The organism is Variovorax sp. GW821-FHT10D07 (assembly GCF_059415325.1).
The window spans coordinates 986,329-1,006,023 of record NZ_JBWKMZ010000001.1; the positions used below are offsets into that span (position 1 = coordinate 986,329).

The window sequence follows — 19,695 nt, forward strand, 5'->3', positions numbered from 1 at the left end:
CCCCACGATGCCCGACTATCTCTTCTACGACACGCTGCGGCTCAACCGGGGCGCCGGCGGCGTGCTCAACGTCTGCGAGGTGCTGCTGCGCAGCATGCGGCGGTCGGCCGGCCAGGCCATCGTCTCGGCCAGCGAGCGGCACCCGCGGCTGTTCGAGCTCGCGCGCCGCACCGGGCTCAGCCGCTTCGTGCTCGAGACCCTGCTCTACAACGCCCACCAGCTGCGCGCCTGGCTGTCGGGACGGCGGGTGTCTTCGCTGTTCCCGAACTACTTCCTGCCCTTCGCCCCGTTCGGCCGGCACCGCGACGCGATCGTGATCGTGCACGACCTGCAGTACAAGGCCCATCCCGAGCACTTCAGCCGCGCCAAGCGGTTGTGGCTCGACTGGAACCTGCGCCGGCTCGCGCGCAGCCACGCGCAGGTGGTGTTCATCAGCCGCAGCAGCCAGCAGGACTTCGAGCGCCATTTCGGGCCTTGCCGGCACTCGGCGGTGATCTTCAATCCGGTCGACGCGGTCGCCATGCAGGCCGCGCCCGAGGCCGCGCCCGCGGGCGAGCGCTACCTGATCGCGGCCTATCACTACTACCCGCACAAGAACTTCGGCGGCACCTTGCGACTGTTCGAGCGCATGAAGCGCGCGGGGCTGGTCGACCGGCTCGACATCACGGGCAACGGCGCGGCCGAGGTGGCGCGCATGGTCGCGACCGAGGCGCCCTCGCTGCGCGGCTGCGTGCGCCACCGCGGGCTGGTGTCGCGCGAGGAGCTGATCGGCCTCTACCGCGGCGCGCAGGCCTTCATCTCGCTGTCGCGCTTCGAGGGCTTCAACCTCTCCGCCGCCGAAGCGGCAACGCTGGGCGTGCCGCTGCTGCTGTCGGACATCCCCGTGCACCGCGAGCTGTTCGGCGGCTATGCCTTCCTCGTCGACGAGCGGTGCTGCGACCTGGACGCACTGGCGCGCCACCTCGCGGCGCACCGGCAGGCACGCCCGGCATGGGCGAACGCGCCGGCCTGCGCGCCCGCGGCGGTGGCGGCGCGCTATCTCGGGCTGCAGCGCACGGCCGCTTCCTTCGAGGCCGCACTGCCATGACCCGCACGCTTCGTTGGTTCCTGGCGCGGATCGTGGCGACGACGCTGTTCGCCGCGACGGCCACCGCCCAAACCACCGTTTCCGCGGAGCCGGCCCTCGCCGCGCCATTGCCCGCGCTGACACCGCCCGGCTTCGGCGTGATGGTCCACTACCTGCCCGACCGCCGCTCGATCGCCGACATGGCGCGCTTCGACGTCGAAGCCTTCGCGGCCACGCTGGCCGAGATGCGCGCCTCCTACCTGGTGCTGACGCTGGGGCAGAACAGCGGCCAGTACATCGCGCCCAATGCCGCGCTCGAAGCGCTGTGCCCGGCCAGCGCGCGCGACCGCCCGCCGCGCGACCTGCCGCTGGAGATCGGCCGCGCGCTGCGCCGCCGCGGCATCGCGATGGTGCTGTACCTGCCGTTTCGCGCGCCGCAGGACGATCGCTACCTGATGGGCTGCCTCGGCGACGTCTCGGAACAGCAGCCGCCGCCCGCGCGCTTCATCGCGGGCTGGTCGCAGGTGATCGGCGAGTGGTCGCAGCGCTACGGCACGCTGGCGCGCGGCTGGTGGTTCGACGGCACCTACAACACGCGCGACATGACGCCCTCCGACTGGAACGCGCTGTGCGGCGCCGCGCGCAGCGGCGCGAGCGACCGCTGGCTCGCCTTCAACGCGGGCGAAGGGCCGCAGCGCTTCAGCCTCAAGGCCGCGCCATGCCAGAACCTGATGGCCGGCGAGTTCATGGATCCGCCCGCGCAACTGGCCGCGCCGCCCTCGGACCTGATGTTCCACGTGCTGACGCCGCTGGCCGCCTCGTGGGGCCGCGTCTCCGCGCCGCGCTTCGCCGCGGCCCAGCTGCGCGGCTGGATCGCCGAGGCGGTCGCGCGCAAGGGGCTGTTCACGCTCGACCTGCCGCTCGATGCCGACTTCCGCTTCCTGCCCGCGCATGTCGCGCTGGTGCGCAGCGCGACGGCGCCCGCTCCCTGAATTCACCGCTCCCGCCCCAGGCCTCGCCGACCATGACCCAACCGCTTCTTTTCATCGTGGTGGAAGACCGCCAGAACAAGACCCTGGCGCTGTGCCGCGAATCGGCAGCCCGCGCGCGGGAAAACCTGCTGGTGCTCGCGGGCACCGAGGCCGGCGCGGACTACGAGCGCCTGTGCCGCAGCTACGTGCACCTGTCGAGCAACACGCCCGCGTTCGAGAAGATCTGCTTCCGACGCTACTTCCTGCTGGCGGCCCATCTCGAGGCGCAGCCCGAATGCCGCGAGTTCGCGCTGCTCGACAGCGACGTGCTGCTGTTCCGCGGCCTCGGCGCGCATGTGCGTCGGCTGGTCGGCGAGGCCGACTTCTCGGGCTCGTTCATCGAGCCCCTCGATGGCTGGGACCCGTGCCAGATATCGCCGCACGTGAGCTACTGGAGCGCCGCGGGGCTGGCCGGCTTCGTCGCCTTCGTGCTCGACACCTACACCAGCCGCGCGGGGCGCGCGACGCTGCGCGAGATCGCCGCGCGCTTCGCGGCCCGGGGCGAGCGCGGCGGCGTATCGGACATGACGCTGCTGCATCTGTGGGCCCAGGCGAGCGGCAATGCACGGCCGATCAACCGCGTGTTCGGCGGCTGCGTGATCGACCACAACATCAGCAGCGCCCACAACCTGCGCGCCAACGAATTCCGGCTGCTGGGTGGCGCCAAACATCTGACCTACCGCGACGGCCAGCCCTGCCTCACGACGCAGGCCGGCGAGACGGTGAACGCGCTGGCCCTGCATTTCCAGGGCCGCGCGAAGCTGGCGATGGCGCATGCGCTGCGCGGCGGCACGCGCCGGGTCGCGCTGCTGACCTACGGGCTGCAGTTCGCGCGCCGGGCCAAGAACCGGGCCTTCGGCATGGGCCTGCTCGCGCGGCGCGCCCCCGCCGCGGACCGGCTCGCCGACCTGCCGCCCTCGGAGTAACGCGCCGATCGCGACACCCACCATGCCGATCCGACCGCTCCGCCTGCCGCCCGTGCTGCGCAGCCTGCCCGCCGCGGGGCTGCTGCGCGCATTGCCGCTGCACGGGCTGGGCGCGCTGGCGTCGCGCTTCTACGTCTATCTCTCGGGCTTCCTCGCCGTCTTCCTGCTGGCCGCCCACGTGGCGCCCGCGCGCTTCGGTGCCTACTCGATCTACCAGTCGGTGCTCGAGGCGGCGCTGGTGATCGGCACGCTCGGCAGTTCGCTGCTGTTCTCGCGCCACGCCGCCGGCCCGGGCCCGCGCATCCAGCGCGGCGACCTGGTGCGCACGCTCGCGATCGGGCTGCCGATCGCGCTGCTGCTCGCGCTCGGCATGCTGGCGCTGCAGCGCGTGCCCGCATCCGGCACGGCGCTGGTGCTGGTCGCCGCCACGCTCGCCGTCTTCTCGTTCAACAGCCTGCGTCTCGCCTACAGCCGCGGGCTCGGCCACGCGGGGCTGCTCAACCTCGAATCCGGCCTGCGCTCGAGCATCCTGGTGCTGGGCGTGGCCGGCCTCGCCGCGCTGGGCCACGCAGGCGACGCCCTGGACGTGCCGCAGCTGCTGGCCATCAACCTGTTCGCCTTTGTGCTGGTGGCCGCGGCCATCGTGCGCGCGGGCCGCGCCGGCCGGCCGCCGCGCGGGGCCGCCACCTTGGCGCTCTCGGCCCAGGGCGGCGCGACCGTCTATTCGCTGCTGCTGTTCCTGCTGCGCAAGTCCGACCTGCTGGTGGTGGCCTTCTTCATGCCGCTGGGCTACGTGGGCGCCTTCAAGCTCGCGTTCCTGCTGGCCGAGGCGCCCTCGCAGTTCGTGCAGGCCTTCCTCTACACCAAGACCCCGGCGATGCGCACGGCCAGCGCCGAGGCGCTCGATGCCTCGGTGTTCAAGCTCGCACGGCAATCCTTCCTGCTGGGCTGCGGCCTGTTCGCGGGGCTGGCCGCGCTGATCGTGCTGGCCGCGCCGCTGCTGAAGGTCGGCCGCGAGGCGCTCGAGATCTTCCTGTGCATCGCGCCCTACTTCCTGCTGCGCACCTACACCGTGCACCACGAGATGCTGCTCGCGCTGCGCGTGCCGGTGGCCTCGCTGGCGCGCTGGGCGCTGCTCGAGGTGGCGCTGCGGCTGCTGTCGTACGCCGTGGTGATCCGGGCCTTTCCGGGCCAGCCGCACTACGTGTTCCTGCTCGCCTGCGTCAGCGACTTCGTGCTCTACGAGCTGCGCATGCGGCTGGAGTTCGGCACCTACCCCATCGTGCGCATGGCGCGCGGCGCGTTGCGGAGCCGGCCATGAAGATCCTGCTGCACTCGATGAACTTCGCGCCCGAGCTGGCCGGCGTGGGCAAGTACTCGGGCGAGATGGCGCGCTGGCTGAGCGCGCGGGGCCACGCGGTGCGCGTGATCGCGGCGCCGCCCTTCTTTCCGCAGTGGCGGGTGGCCGAGGGCCATTCAGCCTGGGCCTACCGCCGCGGCGACTGGCAGGGCGTCGATGTCTGGCGCGCGCCGACCTGGGTGCCCGCACGCCCGCGCACGCTGGCCCGCCTCGCACACCTCGCGTCGTTCATGCTGTCGAGCCTGCCGCTGCTGCTGGCGCAGGCGCGCTGGCGGCCCGACGTGGTGATGGTGGTGGAGCCGCCGCTGTTCTGCGCGCCGGGCGTGCTGCTGCTGTCGAAGCTCGCGGGCGGCAGGTCGTGGCTGCATATCCAGGACTACGAGGTGGACGCCGCCTTCGGCCTGGGCCTGGTGCGCGGCGGCCGCGTGCGGCGCATGGCGCTGGCGGCCGAGTGCTGGCTGATGGGCCGCTTCGACCGCGTCTCGACGATCTCGGCCGCGATGCTCGCCAAGGCCCGCGACAAGGGCGTGGGGCCGGAGCGGCTGGTGCTGTTCCCGAACGGCGTCGACCTGCGTGCGATCCGGCCGGCCCCACCGCGCGATCCCGAGGCGCCCAATGCCGCCGGTGGCTACCGGGCCGCGCTCGGCATCGCGCCCGACGCGGTGCTGGTGCTCTACGCGGGCAGCCTGGGCCACAAGCAGGGCATCGAGCTGCTGGCCGAAGCCGCCGCGCTGCTGGCCGATGCGCCGGCGCTGCACTTCGTCATCTGCGGCAACGGACCGAGCCGCGCGGCGCTGATGGATGCCTGCCTTCGCCTGCGCCACGTGCACTTCCTCGACCTGCAGCCGGCCGAGCGGCTCGACGAGCTGCTCGGCAGCGCCGACATCCATGTGCTGCCGCAACGCGCCGACGCCGCCGACCTGGTGATGCCCTCGAAGCTGACCGGCATGCTCGCGAGCGGCCGCGCCGTGATCGTGACCGCGCATCCCGACACCGAGCTCGGCCGCGCCGTGACAGGCCGCGGCGTGGTGGTGCCGCCGGGCGACGCGCGCGCGCTCGCCGACGCGATCGCGCAGCTCGCGGCCTGCCGTTCGCGGCGCGAGGCCCTGGGCGCGGCCGGCCGCGCCTTCGCCGAGGCCGAGCTGGACCAGGACGCGATCTTCCGGCGCCTCGAGGCCGAGCTGCTGCGCTGCCTCGCGAACCGCAGCGAGCAGCCCGCATCGCCATGAACGCCGCCTTCTCCCCTCCCAAGATCCTCGTGACCGGTGGCGCGGGTTTCATCGGCAGCCACGCCTGCGTGGCGCTGATCGCGGCCGGCTATCTGCCGGTGGTGCTCGACACGCTGGTCAACAGCAGCGCGCGCTCGCTGGAGCGGATCGCGGCCATCACGGGCGTGGCGCCGCTCCTGGTGCGCGCCGACGTGCGCGACGCCGCGGCGCTCGAGCGGGTGTTCGCCGCGCATGCCTTCGGCGCGGTGCTGCACCTGGCGGGGCTGAAGGCGGTCGGCGATTCGGTGGACGACCCGCTCGGCTACTACGAGGTCAACGTGGCGGGCACGCTGGCGCTGGTGCGCGCCATGGACGGCGCGGGCGTGCGCCGGCTGGTGTTCTCCTCCTCGGCCACGGTGTACGGCGACACGGCGCGCTCGCCGATCCCCGAGAGCGCGCCGCACGCCGCCGTCAATCCCTACGGCCGCACCAAGGCCATGGTGGAGACGGTGCTGCTCGACCTGGCGCACGCCGACGCGCGCTGGGGCATCGCCTGCCTGCGCTTCTTCAACCCTGTGGGCGCGCACGAGAGCGGCCTGATCGGCGAGCACCCGAACGGCCGCCCCAACAACCTCATGCCCTACATCTCGCAGGTGGCGGTGGGCACGCGCGCGCACCTGGTGGTGCACGGCACCGACTACGACACCGCCGACGGCACCGGCGTGCGCGACTACGTGCACGTGATGGACGTGGCCGAGGGCCATGTGGCCGCGCTGCGCCACGTGACGCGCGAGCCGGGAATCCTGATGGCCAACCTCGGCACGGGGCGCGGCGCCTCGGTGCTCGAGGTGGTCTCGGCCTTCGAGCGCGCCAGCGGCCGTGCGATCGCCCTGCGCCTGGGCCCGCGGCGCCCCGGCGATGCACCGGCCTACTGGGCCGACGCGGACAGCGCCCAGGCCCGCTTCGGCTGGCGCGCGCGCCGCAGCCTCGACGACATGTGCGCCGACAGCTGGCGCTGGCAGGTCGGCAATCCCCACGGCTTCGACGAGGCCGCGCCGCCGCCACCCCCACCGCTCCCGCTACCCAGAACGCCTTCCACTCAACCAGGGATCCCTTCATGTCCGATACCGTTCCTTCCTCTCTAGAGACGCCGGAGTCCGGCCGGACCTTCGCGCGCCGCGCGAGCTACACCACGGGCGTCTGCCCGCCGGCCGAGCCGCAGTGGCCGCACTTCCTGACCGGGCAGGAGAACGCGCCGGTGCGCGTGCTGCTGGTGGACGACGACGAGTTCATGCGGCGCGTGATCGCGCAGGAGCTGCTGTCGGACATGCGCATCCAGCTGCAGGCGCAAGCCGGCAGCGTGCGCGAGGGGCGGCGCCTGCTGGCGACGCAGGAGTTCGACGTGCTGATGCTCGACCTGCACCTGGGCGACGGCACCGGCTTCGACCTGATCCGCGAGGCGCGCAAGCAGCACAGCTACTGCGAAATCATCGTGGTCTCGGCGCTCGAGGACGATGCCCACGTGATGCGCGCCTTCGAGCTCGGCGCCACCGGCTACCTGCTGAAGAACGCCTGGCTGCAGAGCTTCGCGCAGGCCGTGCTGCAGGTGGTCAACGGCGGCGCGGCGATCACGCCGCGGCTGTCGCGCCGCCTGCTCGCGCGCCTGAGCCAGCAGGCCGGCGATCCACCACCCGACGCGCCGCAGCGCGAGGCCACGCTGACCACGCGCGAGCGCGAGGTGCTGCGCTGCGTGGCGCGCGGCTGCGTCTCCAAGGAGATCAGCGAACGGCTGGGTATCTCGGGCCAGACCGTCAATGCCCACATCAAGAACATCTACAAGAAGCTGCAGGTGCATTCGCGCGCGCAGGCCGTGAGCTTCGCGACGCACACCGGCCAGCTCTGAGCCGCCTTCCCTTCTCCTCTTCTCCTTTTCCTTTCATCGGACACGCCATGACCACTTCCATCATCCATCCCGTCGTGCTGTGCGGCGGCAGCGGCACGCGCCTGTGGCCGCTGTCGCGCAAGGCATTGCCCAAGCAGTTCGCGCCGCTGGTGGGCGGCAAGAGCCTGCTGCAGCTCACGTTGGAGCGCCTGCGCGGCCTGCATGGCGAGATCACCTGCATCGCCGCGGAGGAACATCGTTTCCTGGTGCGCGAGACGGTGGATGCCGCCCGCGTCGGCGGGTGCCAGATCCTCGAGCCCGTGGGGCGCAACACCGCGGCCGCGATGGCGGTGGCGGCGCTGCAGGCCGGGGCCGACGAGCTGCTGCTCTTTGCACCGGCCGACCATCACATCCCCGATGCCGAGCTATTCGCGCACACCGTGCGCGCCGGCGTCGAGGCCGCGCGCGCCGGCCGCATCGTGACCTTCGGCGTGGCGCCGACCTTCGCGAGCACGGCCTACGGCTACATCGAGGTGGGGACCGCCTCGGCCGACGGCCGCAGCCACGCGGTGGCGCGCTTTCTCGAGAAGCCCCAGGCCGAGGTGGCGGCGGCCTTGCTCGCGCACGGCGGCTTCTGCTGGAACGCGGGCATCTTCCTCGTGCGCGCCGGCACGCTGGTCGCGGCCCTGCGCACGCATGCGCCCGACGTGCTGCTCGCCTGCGAGCGCGCGCTCGCGACCTCGTCGATCGACGGCAGCTTCCGCCGCCTCGGCGCCGAGGCCTTCCAGGCCTGCCGCAGCGAGAGCATCGACTACGCGGTGCTCGAGAAGCACCCCGACATCGCGATGGTGCGCTTCGAGGGCGCGTGGAGCGACGTGGGCAGCTGGAACGCGGTCGCGACCCTGCATCCCGCCGACGAGGCCGGCAACCGCACGAGCGGCAAGGGCCGCAGCCTGCGCGCGCGCAACACCTTCATCCATGCGCCGCACCGCCCGGTGGTGGCGCTGGGCACCGAGGACCTGATCATCGTGGACACGCCCGACGCGCTGCTGGTCGCGAGCGCGGGCTGCGTGGAGCAGGTCGCGGAGGTGGTGCGCATGCTGGCGCTCGAGGGCCGGCCCGAGGCCACCGAGCACCGGCGCACGGTGCGGCCCTGGGGTGCGTACGACAGCATCGACAACGGCGAGCGCTTCCAGGTCAAGCACATCACGGTCAAGCCCGGCGCCAAGCTGTCGCTGCAGATGCATCACCACCGCTCGGAGCACTGGATCGTGGTGCAGGGCACGGCCAAGACCACCTGCGACGGAAAGGTCAGGCTGGTGCGCGAGAACGAATCGATCTACCTACCGCTCGGTTGCGTGCATCGGCTCGAGAACCCGGGCAAGACCACGCTGGAGGTGATCGAGGTGCAGACCGGCAGCTATCTCGGCGAGGACGACATCGTGCGTTTCGACGACAGCTACGGGCGCTGCGGCATCGTGGCGGATCGCGGCGATGCGCAGAACCAGGCGCTGCTGTCGGTCGCCGGCGAAGGCGCCGTCGCGACGCCGACGGTGGAGTGGAACAGCCCGCGTCCCCTGCCCGAAGCGCAGCCGGCCTGAGACGGCGCGCCGCTCAGAACGAGAAGCCGGCCTCGTTGCGCCGCAGGTCGGCGTCCACCATCATCTGGCAGAGCTGCTCGAGCGTGGTCGTGGGCGCCCATCCCAGCTGGTCCCTGGCCTTGCTGGGGTCGCCGATCAGCAGGTCGACCTCGGCGGGGCGGTGGAATTTCGGGTTCACGCGCAGCACCGTCTTGCCGGTCGCCGTGTCGACGGCGGTCTCGGCCTCGTCGACGCCCCGGAATTCCACCTCGATCCCCGCGCCCCGGAACGCCAGACGAACGAAGTCGCGCACGGTCACGGCACGGTTGGTCGCGAGCACGTAGGTATCGGGCTCGCTCGTCTGCAGCATGCGCCACATGCCCTCCACGTACTCCCGCGCGAAGCCCCAGTCGCGCTGCGCATTGAGATTCCCCAGCTCCAGCACCTCGAGCTTGCCCAGCTTGATCCGGGCCACGGCGTCGGTGATCTTGCGCGTCACGAACTCGCGCCCGCGCAGCGGGCTTTCGTGATTGAAGAGGATGCCGCAGCTGCCGAAGATGCCGTAGCTCTCGCGGTAGTTGACGGTCATCCAGTGCGCATAGAGCTTGGCCACGCCGTAGGGGCTGCGCGGATAGAACGGCGTGCCCTCGACCTGGGGCACGGCCTGCACCTTGCCGAACATCTCGGAGGTCGATGCCTGGTAGAAGCGGATCCGCCGGTCGATGAGGCGGATCGCCTCGAGCAGGTGCAGCGCCCCGATGCCGGTGATGTGCGCCGTGGCCACGGGCTGGTTGAAGCTGACGCCGACGAAGCTTTGCGCCGCGAGGTTGTAGATCTCGTCGGGCTCCGTCTGCTGGACCAGGCTGAGCGAGCTTCCCTGGTCGGTGAGGTCGTACTCGACCAGATGCAGATCGGGATGGTCCTGGATGCCGAGCTCCTGGATGCGCCAGAAATTGACCGAGCTGGTGCGGCGGTAGGTGCCATGGACCACATAGCCCTTGGCCAGCAGCAGTTGCGCCAGATAGGCGCCGTCCTGGCCACTGATGCCCGTGACGATCGCGGTCTTCTTCTTCATCACGGTTCCTTGGTTGACTCGTGATGCAGCGTACAGGAGTTCCGCCGTGGCGGTGGGCAACTTGGGCCTTTCGACTACGTACCCATCACCCCTCGCTTGCGGTATCGACAGCGCCCTGGCCTACATTCAAAGCAATTAGAAAGTACTCCATTCGTGGATTCCGCGACCCCATAAAACATTCAGGTCGCTTTGACACAAGGGAGTTACTCATGACCGACGAAACATCGTCCGATTCCGAGACGTTCGCCAGGCTCGACGGCGGCCGCATCACCCGCTACCGCACCCGTGACGGGACCGGGGTCTGCCGGCCCGGCGAGCCGCAGTGGCCGCATTTCATGACCGGGCAGGACGACGCCCCCGTGCGCGTGCTGCTGGTGGACGGCGACGAGGGCATGCGCCGCGTCATCGCGCAGGAGCTGCTGTCGGACATGCGTATCCGGCTCCAGGGCCAGGCCGGCAGCGCGCGCGATGCGCGGCGCCTGCTCGCGTCGGAAGAGTTCGACGTGCTGATGCTCGACCTGCGCCTGGCCGACGGCTCGGGCTTCGAACTGATCCGCGATGCACGCAAGCAGCAGAGCCACTGCGAGATCATCGTGGTCTCCGCGCTCGAGGACGACGCTCACGTGCTGCGTGCCTTCGAGGCCGGCGCCACGGGCTACCTGCTGAAGAACGCGTGGCAGCAGAGTTTCGCGCAGGCCGTGCTGCAGGTGGTCAATGGCGGCGCGGCCATCACGCCCAGGCTGTCGCGGCGGCTGCTGGCGCACATGGGGCGGCATTCGGTCGAGCGGCCCACGCCCGACGCCCATCCGCTGGACATCGTGCTGACGACGCGGGAGCGCGAGGTGCTCGACTGCGTGGCACGCGGCCAGGCGACACGCACCGTGAGCCTAGGTCTCGGCATCTCGATGCAGACCGTCAATGCCCACATGAAGAACATCTACAAGAAGCTCAACGTGCATTCGCGCGCGCAGGCCGTGAGCCGCGCGACCCTGACCGGGCTGCTGTGAGCCGGGCGCCGGCGGTTCAGGCGCCCGAGCGCCTGCCGATCCGAACCACCGCCTTCGCGGGCAACGCCCGCCAGTCGATCCAGTCGCCCTCCACCGCATGGTGGGTGGCGGCGGCAGCGCCTTGCGGCGCGCCCCACTGCAGCGTGAACGCGCGCTCCCCGAGCCGCAATTCGATCTCGAAGGCCGGCCAGTGCGCGGGCACGCGCGGCGCGAGCGACAGCGCGTCGCCCTTCACCGTGAGGCCCAGCAGCGTTTCGACCGCCGCGCGGTGCAGCCACGCGGCCGAGCCCGTGTACCAGCTCCAGCCGCCGCGCCCAACGTAGGGAGCGGCGCCGTAGATGTCGCCGGCCATCACGTAGGGCTCGAGTTCGTAGGTCGGACCGCGCCGCGGATCGCTGGCGCGATGGGCCGGGCTCAGGCCTTCGAAGCTCGCCCAGGCCGCCTCGCGGTCGCCGAGCAGCGCCTGCGCCATCAGTCCCCACACGGCGCCATGCGCGTACTGCCCGCCGTTCTCGCGCACGCCCGGCGGGTAGGCCTGGATGTAGCCGGGGTTGTTGGCCGACTGCACGAACGGCGGCGCGAGCAGGCGCAGCAGCCCGGCCGTGTCGTCGTGCAGATGCGTCTTCGCGGCGGCCATCGCGGCCTGGGTGTGGCCCTCGTCCGAGGCGCCCGACAGCACCGACCAGGCCTGCGCGATCAGGTCGATGCGGCACTCGTCGTTGGCGGCCGAGCCCAGCGGCGCGCCGTTGTCGAAGAAGGCGCGGCGGAACCAGGCGCCGTCCCAGCCCGCGTCGTGCAGCGCGGCGATCCAGCCCTCGCGCGCACGCAGCCAGCGCGCGCTGCGTTCGGTCTCGCCGCGGGCCTGCGCAATCGGCGCATAGCGCTCGACCACGCTGCAGAGGAACCACGCGAGCCAGACCGATTCGCCGCGGCCCTCGTGGCCGACCCGGTTCATGCCGTCGTTCCAGTCGCCCGTGCCCATCAGCGGCAGGCCATGCGTGCCGGTCGCGAGGCTGCGGTCGATGGCCAGCGCGCCGTGCTCGTACAGGCTGGCGACGCGGCCGGCATGCTGCGGCGTGTAGTAGGCGTCCTCGGCGCCGGCCGGGATCGCCGCGCCCTCGATGAAGCCCACGCTCTCGTCGAACAGCGTGGCATCGCCCGTCACCTGCGCATAGTGCGCGGCCGCGAACGGCAGCCACAGCAGGTCGTCGGAGAAATGCGTGCGCACGCCGGCGCCGCCGGGCATGTGCCACCAGTGCTGCACGTCGCCCTCGGGGAACTGCCGCGCCGCGTTGACCAGGATCTGCGCGCGCAGCCGCTTGGGATCGGTGAGCGCGAAGGCCATCGCGTCCTGCAGCTGGTCGCGGAAACCGAAGGCGCCGCCGGCCTGGTAGAAGCCGGCCTTCGACCACAGCCGGCAGGCCAGGGTCTGGTAGACCAGCCAGCGATTGACCATCGCATCGAACAGCGGATCGGGCGTGCGCACCCGCAGCCGGCCCAGCAGCTCGTCCCAGAAGCCGCCGACCTGCGCGAGCGCGGCCGGCATGTCGCGTTCGCGCCAGCGCCGTGCGAGCGCGATGGCGGCCTCGGCGCTGTCGGCATGGCCCAGCACGAAGGTGAAGCTCGCGCCCTCGCCCGCGGCCAGCCTGAATTCGCCGTCGACGGCCGCGCAGGCATCGAGCCCGCTGCCGCCGCGGCGCCCGAGGCTGTCGGGCACCTCGACGATGCCGCGGCCGCGAAAGAACTCGTTGCGGTCGCAGGTCCACTGGGTGGCGCCCGGCAGGCCCGCGAGCATCAGGAAGGCCGTGCCGCCGCCGAAGCCGCCGCTCGACTCACGCTGCTCGCCGAACACGGCCGGCAGGTCGTCCTGCTTCCAGGTCCGCACGCTGCGACGCTCGCCGCGCGCCGCGCCCAGCTGCCACTCGGCCATCGCGAGCGCGCGCAGTCGGCGCGTGCCGCTGCCTTCGTTGCGCAGGCGCACGTGCACCAGCTTCACGGCATCGTCGCGGTCGGCCAGGAAGGTGGTGCTCAATGACAACCCGCCCAGCCGGCATTCGAAGACGGTGTAGCCCTGGCCATGGCGAACGCGGTGCAGCAGGTCGTCGGGCGCACCGTCGCCACCACCTCGCCCAGCCGGCGTGAGCGGCAGCAGCTCGCGCGTCGACAGGTCCTGCAGCAGGTAGTGCTCGAAGGCCGGGTCCTGCACCGGATCGTTCGACCACGGCGTGAGCTGGTGCATGCGGCTGTTGCCGGCCCAGGTGAAGCCGTTGCCCCACTCGGAGACCTGGAAGCCGAAGCCCGCGTTGGCGATCACGTTGATCCATGGACGCGGCGTGCGGCGCGCGAGGCCCACCTCGAAGCGGAACTCGCCGCTCGCGGCATCGAACTCGCCCGCGACGGTTTCGGCCGGCAGCGTCGACGCGACGCCGGCCGCCAGCGGCACCGCCGGCGGCAGCACGGCCTCGGGCGCCCACGGCCCCATGCCGCGCGCCTCGCGCAAGGCGGCCACCTGCACGTCGAGCGCACGCCCGTCGGCGGTGAACACCACGCGCGCCATGCTCGACAGCGCCGCGCGCTCGGCGGCCGACACCTCCTGCTCGTGCAGCAGGTAGAAGCCGGCGGTGTCGTTGCGCGGAAAGCTGTTGCGGGTCTGCTGCAGCACGCGCTGGCGCAAGGTCTCGATCTCGCGCTGCAGCGACAGCAGGTAGGAGGCCGGCTCGCCGTTGATCACCACCAGGTCGCAGGCCACGCCGCCGAAGCCCCACCACGGCTGCGCGCGCAGCAGCGCGTTGACCAGACCCATGCCGCTCACCGAGTGGATCAGCACCAGCACGATCGGCTTGTCGCCCGAGATGCCGAAGCGCCAGATCTGCCGCAGGTCGAACAGGCCGCGCTCGCCCATCGGGCGCGGCGTGGTGTAGGTGAGGATGGTGGTGAGGTCCTGCAGCGCCACGTTCTGCGCGGGCGTGATCGTGAGGTCTCGCAGCCGCACCTGCGCCAGCGTGGCGGCCATGCGCTTCGTGCGCTCCACGTGCATCGGCTCGAGGTAGCGGTCGATGGTGGGCATCAGCGCCTCGATGCTGTCGTCGGCCGCGGTGGCGAAGCCCAGCCGCGCGGTGGCGCCCGGCGCGATCGACAGCCGCACGCGCAGGCAGGCGATGGGATCGAGCCCGTTGATGGGCGCGCCGGTGGCATCGAGCGGCTGCATGTCGATCGCCGGCGCCGCCAGCGTGCGGTTGCGGCCGACGAAGGCGCGCCGGTCGGTCATGCAGTCGATGGCGATCACGTGGGCATCGACCGAGGCCACGAAATGCACGGCCGCCACCGCCGGATCGCCCTGCAGCCGCGGCCGGCGCGACATCAGCAGCGCGCGCAGGTCCGGACGCCAGCGCGACTCGACGAACAGGTTGGCGAAGGCCGGATGGGCCTCGTCGGCCTTGGGGTTCGAGAGCACCGGCTCGAAGTACGAGAACAGCTCGAGCGTGCGCGTGCGCTCGCCGGTGTTCTGCAAGGTGATGCTGCGCAGCTCGGTGTCGTCCTCGGGGCTGATCAGCACCGTGGTACGCACCTGCAGGCCCGGCCCGCTGGCATCGAACTGCACCTGGTCGGCGAGGAAGCGGGTGCGGTAGTCCCAGTCGATGCCGGGCGCGGGCAGCGCGGTCAGCGAAACCGGCGTGTCGTTCGCGTCGTCGCGCAGGTAGAAGAAGGTGCCGTAGCCGTCGCGCAGCGGGTCGTCGCGCCAGCGCGTCACGTTGAACGAGCGCCAGCGGCTCACGCCGGCGCCGCTGGCGCGCAGCGCCACCGTGTAGCGGCCGTTCGACAGCAGGTGCGTGGGCTGCGGGCCCGGTGCCAGCGGATCGACCAGCCGCGGCTGGAACATCGGCGGCAGCTCGCCGCGGCTCGGCTCGGGCGGCGAGCGCGGGTCGGCGCTGCCGATGATCTGGCGCGGCGTGCGCTCGTGCAGCAGCGAGAGATGCGCCTCCACCACGGCCGCGCTGCCGAACCAGCGGCGCGGCGCGTCGTCGCGCAGCACGTTGCACAGTGCCACCAGGGTCATGCCCTGGTGGTGCGCCATGAAGTTGCGCACCACGGTGAAGGCCTGGCCCTCGTGCTGGCGCGAGGCGGTGAAGTCGACCGCGTCGTGGAAGCCGTAGGCGCCGCGCGCGCCCAGCGATTCGAGCAGCCGCAGGTTGTCGGTCGCCTCGGCCGGCGCGAGCACCGCGGCCAGCGCGCTCGCATAGGGCGCCACCACGCGGTCGGTGGGCGGCGTGCGGCGCAACGCGAGGCGCGGCACGCCGAAGGGCGCGTACTGGTAGGCCAGCGAATGGTCGCGGCCGTGATAGGCCGACTCCGATACGCCCCAGGGCAGGTCCTGCGCGCGCGCGAAGGCCCGGTGCTCGGCGATGGCGGCGGCATTGGCCACCTGCAGCAGGCCGTCGTCGGGCTCGGGCATCACCAGTGAGGGCATCAGGTACTCGAACATCGAGCCCGACCACGACTTGAGGCCGGGCCGGAAGCCCACCAGCAGGAAGGGCCGCCCAAGCGCCATCCAGTGGCGCCGCGGCACGTCGGCCTTGGCGATCGCGAGGAAGCTCAGCAGCCGCGACTCCGAGGCCATCAGGTCGTAGTAGCTGGCATCGAGCACGTCGTCGTCCACGCGCAGCCCGATGTGGAACAGGTGCCGCTTCGGGTCGTAGAGGCCGCGGAAGTCCATGCCGTCGCTGAGCGCCTCGCAGCGCCGCGCGAGCGCCTCGAGGGCCTCGCCGTTCGGTGCCCCGGCCGCGCCGCCGCCGGCCGCGTCCTGCGCCGCGAAGGCACGGCAGGCCTGTGCCACCGCGATCAGGTGGCCGGCCAGGTTGCCGCTGTCCACGCTCGAGACATACGCCGGCGCCAGCCGCTCGAGCGTGCGCGTGTCGTACCAGTTGCACAGGTGGCCCTGGTGCTTGTGCAGCCGGTCGACGCTGCCGAGCGTGGCCGTCAGCCGCGCCACCAGCTCGGTGCTGCCGATCCAGCCGAACTCGCGCGCGCAGGCGGCCGCCAGCAGGTACATGCCGATGTTGGTCGGCGAGGTGCGGTGCGCCAGGGCCGGCTCGGGATCGGTCTGCAGGTTGTCGGGCGGCAGGTGGTTGTCCTGCGCGCCGACCACGTGCTCGAAGAAGCGCCAGGTGTCGCGCGCCAGCGCCTCGAGGTAGTCGCGCTGGCCGGTGTCGAGCGCGTCGGGACGCCCGGTCTCGACCCGGCTGCCCCACCAGGCCGCGACCGGCGCCAGTGCCCACAGCACGAACAGCAGCGGGGCCAGCACCGGCCAGTCGCTGTAGTGCGCGGCCACGGCCAGCAGCAGGCAGGCGCCCCCGACCGCGCCGCCGCCGCGCAGGAACGCGGCCAGGCGCTGGCTCGACTGGGCCTGCGACTGCGCGGCGGTGGTCCATTGCAGCAGGCGCCGCCGGCTCACCAGCAGCCGCCAGAGCGCGCGCGCCATCGCGTCGAGCAGCATCCGGGCTTGCGCGGCGAGCTGCACGAACTGCCAGGCCGCGCCGGCCAGGGCGCGCAGCAGTTCGACCGCGCCGACGTCGAAGAAATGGCGCAGTTCGATCGCGCGCCGCGTCGGCACCAGCCCGGCCAGCGCGCCGAGCACCGGGCCGATGGTCAGCCCCGCGGCCACGGCCAGCAAGGTCCAGCCCAGCGGCAGCGCATGCGTGAACACCACCAGCACCAGCAGCGCGAACGAGGCCGGCACCACCATCGAACGGCGCAGGTTGTCGCCCATCTTCCAGAGCCCCACGCCGTCGATGCCGTAGTGGCCGGCGCGCCGCATCAGCGGCAGCAGCTGCCAGTCGCCGCGCACCCAGCGGTGCACGCGCGAGGCGAACACGCCCGCGTGGTGCGGGAAGTCCTCCACCAGCACCAGGTCGTTCACCACCGCGCAGCGCGCCATCGAGCCTTCGAGCAGGTCGTGGCTCAGCACCGCGTCGTCGGGCAGCCGGCGGTCGAGCACCGCATGCACGGCACGCACGTTGAGCAGGCCCTTGCCGGTGAACGAGCCGCTGCCGAAGACGTCCTGGTACACGTCGGAGGCGCTGTTGCTGTAGGGATCGAGCCCGCAGGCGCCCGCGAAGATCCAGCGGAACGGCGAACGCTCCTCGCGCGGCCCGAAGGGCGTGACGATGCGCGGCTGCAGGATGCCGTAGCCGCTGACCACGCGGCGGCGCGCGGCATCGACGCGCGGCGCGTTGAGCGGATGCGCGGCGACCGCGACCAGCTCGCGCAGCGCGCCGGGCGGCAGCACGGTGTCGCTGTCGAGCGTGAGCACGTAGGGCGTGCGGCCGGTCGCGAAGCTGCCGGGCGCCGTCGGCAGGAAGCCGTCGGCCTCGCCCTGCGCGAGCAGGCGCAGCAGCATCTCGAGCTTGCCGCGCTTGCGCTCCCAGCCGATCCAGCGCTGCTCGGTGTCGCTCCAGCTGCGCGGGCGGTGCAGCAGCACGAAGCGCGGCAGCGCGCCCTCGGCCGCGGGATGGCGCGCGTTGAGCGCGGCGATGCGCGCGAGCGCGTCCTCGAGCAGCGGCGCGTCGCCGGGCAGCGTCGCCAGCGGCGCATCGACCCAGTCGGTCAGCAGCGCGAACTGGGCGTGCGCCTCGCGGTTGGCGAGCCAGTGCAGCTCGAGCCGGTGCGCGAGCTGCGCGTTGCCCTCGGCCGAGACCAGCATCGCCGGCACCGCGACCAGCACCCGGTGCCGCGCGGGAATGCCGGCCGCGAAATCGAGCCGCGGCAGCGCCTGCACGCGCACCGATTCCGCGACGATGCGCTGGACCAGCGCGGTCACCGCTTCCGACAGCGGCCAGGCGAGCAGCACGAGCGCCAGCACCGACAACCAGTCGCCGCGGTGCGGCAGCCCGCGCGCGGCGGCCAGCAACAGCAGGCCGGTGACCAGCACGACCGCGAAGGCGTACAGCGGCAGCCGCCACGAGCGCGCGCCGTGCCGCGCGGCGCGGCGTGCACGAGGGCCCGCGGCGTCGGCGCGCGGGCGCAGCAGCGCATCGAGCGCGGGCAGGCCCTGGCCGAACAGGTAGTAGCCGGCGGTCTCGTCCGCCGGGTCGACGTCGGGTTCGCGCGTATAGCTGCCGTCGTGCGCGGCCGCCATGGCCAGCTGCACCACGGCCTGCGCCACGTCGCGCTCGGAGCGCCGGCTCTGGCGCGCCACCTGCTCCATCGCATGCGTGATCTGCTGGCGCGTGGGCTCGCTCTCGGCCGCGAAGCTCGGCAGCTCGCGCAGCACGCGCAGCGAACGGCTCACGGGCTCGATCAGGTCGTTCCACTCCACCTGGCCGACCATGCGCAGCGTGGTGATGATGTTGCCGACCGTCAGGTTGGCGGCCACCTGCGCGTCCTGCGCATCGCGGATCAGCGCCGCGCCGTTCGGGCAGTGCAGCTCGGTCCAGCGCACCAGCGCGGGCATGTTCTCGCCATGCTCGCCCGGCAGGCGCTGCCACAGCTGCGTGAGGTAGCTGTGCTGCAGGCCGTGGCTGTGCAGCGCGCGGAACAGCACGTCGAGGTCGGCCGCGTCGAGCCGCGCGGCCGCGTCCCAGGCCGCGTGCGCGATCTCGCCCGCCACCTTGTGCTCGGCGATGCTCTCGGCCACGCGGCGCAGGTTCTCGAGCAGCACCACGCGCAAGGTGGTGGGCAGGGCCCAGAGTTCGCCCAGCGTGAGTTCGTCGATGTCCTGGTAGGCATCGAGGAAGGCGGTGAACAGCGCCTGGTTGAGCACGCTGTCGGTGTGGGCCACGTAGGCCCAGGCGATGCCGTAGACGCGCGGCAGGCCGGCCAGCGGCGCGCGCGCGAGCTTGGGCAGGCGCGCGTAATAGCTGCGCGGCACGCCGTCCTGGATCTGCTGCAGCTGCGCCTCGACCAGGTGGAAGTTGTCGAGCAGCCATTCCGCGGCCGGCGACACGTAGCGCCCGCTCTGCGAGATCAGCGCGATGTAGTCGAAGGCGCTGCGCAGCGACTCGAGGTTCTCGTGCACGCGCGGGAAGAACGGCGCGCGCTCGCGCGCGTGGCGCGCGCGGTCGTCGTCCGCCACCACCGCCTGCGCGCGCGCGAGGCTGCGCCCATGCTGTTCGAAACGCTGGGCACCGAACAGCTCCGCGCGGATCGGTGGCGCCACCGGATCGTGCGGGTTGAGCAGCAGGTTGCGCGCGTAGGCGCTCAGTCCGTCGAGCCTGTGGACGATGGCCGCGGCGCTCAAGCCGCGAGGAACAGGCCGATGCCGAGCACCACGGCGGCGCATGCCAGGGTGACGATGCGGCCGGCCGCGAGCGCGTGCAGCTGCTGCAGGCGGCCGCGCAGCGAGGACCAGCGGCCGTGCGCGCGCGCGCAATGGCGCATGTGGGAGGCGAGGGAATCGACGTCGCTGCCGATGAGGTCGGCGTGCGAAGGGATGGACGAGAGGGGGGCTGACATGGCTACGGCTCCTTGTGACGGATCAAGAGCTGCCGCGCGATCGCGAGAACTGTGAACGTCTGCCGACCGTACTCTCTTTCGGCCACCCGTGCTCGTTTCATCGGCCTGC

12 protein-coding genes are annotated in these 19,695 nt (G+C 72.2%); 9 read left to right on the forward strand and 3 right to left on the reverse strand.

The genetic code is table 11. The features are described from left to right. The first annotated feature begins 7 nt into the window (after positions 1–7). From AC07PU_RS04450 to AC07PU_RS04485, 8 genes are read left to right on the forward strand one after another with little or no spacing between them, the layout of a single operon-like run. On the forward strand, positions 8–1,087 hold the full coding sequence (locus tag AC07PU_RS04450; RefSeq protein WP_495315563.1) for a glycosyltransferase: 1,080 nt from the start codon (positions 8–10) through the stop codon (positions 1,085–1,087). Beyond that, entirely contained in the window at positions 1,084–2,058 is a 975-nt protein-coding gene (locus AC07PU_RS04455) for a hypothetical protein (protein WP_495315566.1), read from the forward strand. The genes AC07PU_RS04450 and AC07PU_RS04455 overlap by 4 nt, the downstream gene beginning before the upstream one ends. Before the next feature lie 32 nt (positions 2,059–2,090). Beyond that, positions 2,091–3,023, forward strand: a complete 933-nt coding sequence (locus AC07PU_RS04460) for a hypothetical protein (RefSeq protein ID WP_495315568.1) — start codon at positions 2,091–2,093, stop codon at positions 3,021–3,023. 22 nt (positions 3,024–3,045) lie between these two features. Further along, entirely contained in the window at positions 3,046–4,344 is a 1,299-nt protein-coding gene (locus AC07PU_RS04465) for a lipopolysaccharide biosynthesis protein (RefSeq protein WP_495315570.1), read from the forward strand. After that, a complete protein-coding gene (locus AC07PU_RS04470) occupies positions 4,341–5,612 on the forward strand; it encodes a glycosyltransferase WbuB (protein ID WP_495315572.1) in 1,272 nt (423 codons plus the stop codon). The genes AC07PU_RS04465 and AC07PU_RS04470 overlap by 4 nt, the downstream gene beginning before the upstream one ends. After that, on the forward strand, positions 5,609–6,736 hold the full coding sequence (gene galE / locus AC07PU_RS04475) for a UDP-glucose 4-epimerase GalE (protein WP_495315574.1): 1,128 nt from the start codon (positions 5,609–5,611) through the stop codon (positions 6,734–6,736). The genes AC07PU_RS04470 and galE overlap by 4 nt, the downstream gene beginning before the upstream one ends. Next, positions 6,709–7,494, forward strand: a complete 786-nt coding sequence (locus AC07PU_RS04480) for a response regulator transcription factor (RefSeq protein ID WP_093350099.1) — start codon at positions 6,709–6,711, stop codon at positions 7,492–7,494. The genes galE and AC07PU_RS04480 overlap by 28 nt, the downstream gene beginning before the upstream one ends. Positions 7,495–7,541: 47 nt before the next feature. Continuing rightward, complete coding sequence (locus tag AC07PU_RS04485; RefSeq protein WP_495315576.1) at positions 7,542–9,074, forward strand: mannose-1-phosphate guanylyltransferase/mannose-6-phosphate isomerase; 1,533 nt, start codon at positions 7,542–7,544, stop codon at positions 9,072–9,074. Positions 9,075–9,087: 13 nt separating this feature from the next. On the opposite strand, the gene gmd is transcribed toward AC07PU_RS04485, so the two are convergent. Continuing rightward, complete coding sequence (gene gmd, locus AC07PU_RS04490; protein ID WP_495315578.1) at positions 9,088–10,128, reverse strand: GDP-mannose 4,6-dehydratase; 1,041 nt, start codon at positions 10,126–10,128, stop codon at positions 9,088–9,090. Between the two features lie 209 nt (positions 10,129–10,337). Here gmd and AC07PU_RS04495 point away from each other — a divergent pair, with 209 nt between their 5' ends. Next, positions 10,338–11,135: a LuxR C-terminal-related transcriptional regulator gene (locus tag AC07PU_RS04495; RefSeq protein WP_495315580.1), complete on the forward strand. Its 798-nt coding sequence runs from the start codon at positions 10,338–10,340 to the stop codon at positions 11,133–11,135. Positions 11,136–11,151: 16 nt separating this feature from the next. On the opposite strand, the gene AC07PU_RS04500 is transcribed toward AC07PU_RS04495, so the two are convergent. Then, positions 11,152–19,371, reverse strand: a complete 8,220-nt coding sequence (locus tag AC07PU_RS04500) for a glycoside hydrolase family 94 protein (RefSeq protein WP_495315582.1) — start codon at positions 19,369–19,371, stop codon at positions 11,152–11,154. Then, positions 19,368–19,586, reverse strand: coding sequence for a hypothetical protein (locus tag AC07PU_RS04505; protein ID WP_093350115.1), 219 nt, complete (start codon positions 19,584–19,586; stop codon positions 19,368–19,370). Before AC07PU_RS04505 ends, AC07PU_RS04500 begins: the two co-directional genes overlap by 4 nt. Between the last annotated feature and the right edge of the window lie 109 nt (positions 19,587–19,695).